General features: G+C 69.6%; 2 protein-coding genes and 1 pseudogene. All 3 read right to left on the bottom strand.

Going from position 1 to position 2,563, the window contains the following annotated elements; translation table 11 throughout:
- On the bottom strand, window positions 1–1,224 hold a 1,224-nt coding region (locus BN4348_RS38510), incomplete at its 3' end, for a beta-ketoacyl synthase N-terminal-like domain-containing protein (RefSeq protein WP_142308792.1).
- A 225-nt stretch (window positions 1,225–1,449) separates the two neighbouring features.
- Window positions 1,450–2,211, bottom strand: a complete 762-nt coding sequence (locus BN4348_RS38505) for a type III polyketide synthase (RefSeq protein ID WP_066911362.1) — start codon at window positions 2,209–2,211, stop codon at window positions 1,450–1,452.
- A gap of 102 nt (window positions 2,212–2,313) precedes the next feature.
- Window positions 2,314–2,563 (bottom strand): annotated as a pseudogene (locus BN4348_RS38500) (argininosuccinate lyase); the annotation flags it as partial.

Raw genomic sequence — 2,563 nt, 5'->3', positions numbered from 1 at the left:
GGCCATCACCCCATCCCCCCGCGCCTGTACCACTTTGCCCCCCCCGGCGGCGCCCGCCGCGGCCGAGGTATGCCCCATGTTCGATTTGATCGACCCGAGCCACAGCGGCCGGTCCGCCGGCCGGTCCTGGCCGTAGGTCGCCAGAAGCGCTTGGGCCTCAATGGGATCCCCCAGGGTGGTGCCCGTGCCGTGGCCCTCCACCAGGTCCACCTCGGCCGCGCTGAGCCGCGCATTGGCCAGCGCCGCGCGGATCACGCGTTGCTGCGACGGCCCGTTGGGCGTCGCCAGCCCGTTGGAGGCGCCGTCCTGATTCACCGCGGATCCCCGCAGCACGGCCAGCACCGGATGCCGCAATCGGCGGGCATCGGCCAACCGCTCCAGCGCCAGCACGCCCACGCCTTCGGAGAACGCCGTGCCATCGGCGGCACCCGCGTACGCCTTGCATCGGCCGTCGGCGGACAGCGCTCGCTGCCTGCTGAATTCGATGAACATCGCCGGAGTGGCCATGACCGTCACACCGCCGGCCAGCGCCAGATCACACTCGCCGGACCGCAGCGACTGCGCCGCCAGATGCATCGCCACCAGCGACGACGAGCACGCCGTGTCCACCGACACCGCCGGGCCCTCCAGGCCCAGCGCGTACGCCACCCGGCCCGAGGCCACGCTCAGGGTGGATCCCCGCAGGCCGTACCTTTCCAGGTCTCCAGGAACCCGGCCCTGGCCGCCATAGGAGCCGTGAAACACCCCGGCGAACACGCCGGTCGGCGAGCCCCGTAACGCGACCGGATCGATCCCGGCCCGTTCCAACGCCTCCCACGACACCTCCAGCAACAGCCGCTGCTGCGGATCCATCGCCAGCGCCTCGCTGGGCGCGATCCCGAAGAACGCGGCGTCGAAATCCGCGACGTCGGCCAGGAACCCGCCGCACCGCGTGTACGACTTGCCCACCGCATCGGGATCCGGGTCGAACAGCCCGGCCAGATCCCAGCCCCGATCGCCGGGAAAGTCCGAGACCACGTCGCGGCCCTCGGCCACCAGCTGCCACAGGCCCTCGGGTGAATCCACCCCGCCCGGGTAGCGGCAGGCCATTCCCACCACCGCCACCGGCTCGGTGGGCCCCTCCGCGATCAGCGCGAGATACTCGCGGTTCTCCCGCTTCAGCCGCTCGTTTTCCTTCAGTGTTTTGCGGAGCGCAGCGACGAGCTCATCGTGGGTGCTGGTCATGCCACCCGGCCTCTCGTGTCACTCATCCGCACAGGGGTACGGCGGCGCGACAGCGACGGCCGAGCCGGGCTCATCGCCCCGCCCGACACGGCTTGCGCCTCTCCTGAACCCCCGAACAGACCCCCGACCACACTCTCGCCGCCCCACTGTCAGCACTTCGCGTGCCCCAACAGACCCCACCGGCAGAGCTTTACCGTACGACGAAAAGTTCACGAACACGCCGAATCAGTGCCACCGAAGCAGCACAAGTTCAGAACAAAATCCCGGACCCATCGCCAGCATCAGACCCGGGCTTCCGCTGGGCGGCTTTTTGGCGATGGTGTCACGCAGCACGTGCAGCACCGAGGCCGACGAAAGGTTGCCGATCTCGCCCAGCGAGCGCCAGGTCAGCTCGAGCGCCTCCGGCGGCAGGTCCAGGCTCGCGTTGATCGCCTCGATGACCTTGGGACCCCCGGGATGGCTCACGAAGGCGCCGATGTCGGTGGTGCTCAGGCCGTGCGCGCCCAGAAACCCGCCGACGTCCTCGGCGATGTACTGCTCGACCACGGCGGCCACGTCTTTGGACAACACTAGCTNCCCCAGGCCAAACAACGGCCCCCGCCGCACGTCGTCGCGCAGCCCGAGACGCCCGGCGATCCGGGCGTCCAGCGACGGGACGGCGATCCCGGTGACCGTCGTCGTGATGAGCACGTCGAGGTCCTGAGGCCGCAGGCCCGCCTCAGCGAGGGCACCCTCGAGCGCCTCACAACCGAGGTCAACGGCCTTCTCGATGAAGATCCGGTTCGCCCGGCCGAAGTCGGTCAGCGCGGGATACTGCTCCAGCGGCAGGACCAGGTGGCGGCCGTTGACCTTGGCGCTGGCGTGCAGCTGGCGGACGATGTCCTCGTAATCCTCGAAACCGGGAATGCGGAGGAAGAAGTCGGTGAGCTCTCGCTGGGAATAGCGGTACGGCGGCAGCGCACCGAAGACTCCGGCGATGACGCTCATTGGTCCCATCCCTTGGTGACGACGACATAGGCCGAGTGGTTCAACTCGATGCCATAAGTCTGGAAGTTTAGCCTTTTGAAAACCGCCGGGCATATGCCCAGGTCATCCGCTTTCGCGTAGCCGCTCGCTGAGCTCCGCACGCCTGGCCAGGACCGCATCGAGCTGCTCGGCGACCCGGATCGGCGCGGTGCCGCCCCTGCCGTCACGCGAGGCCACCGAGCCCTCGATGGTCAGCACCTCGCGGACCTGTGCCGTCAGCTCGGGGCTGATGGCGGCCAGCTCGTCGTCGGCCAGCTCGTCCAGCCCGACGCCGCGGCTCTCGGCGGCCCGCACAGCCGCCCCGGCCGCCTCG

This window comes from Mycobacterium interjectum (genome assembly GCF_900078675.2).
In the GTDB taxonomy this organism is placed as follows: Bacteria; Actinomycetota; Actinomycetes; order Mycobacteriales; family Mycobacteriaceae; genus Mycobacterium; species Mycobacterium interjectum.
Note: the sequence above shows the minus strand (reverse complement) of the source record. Positions and strands in the feature narration are given on the sequence as shown.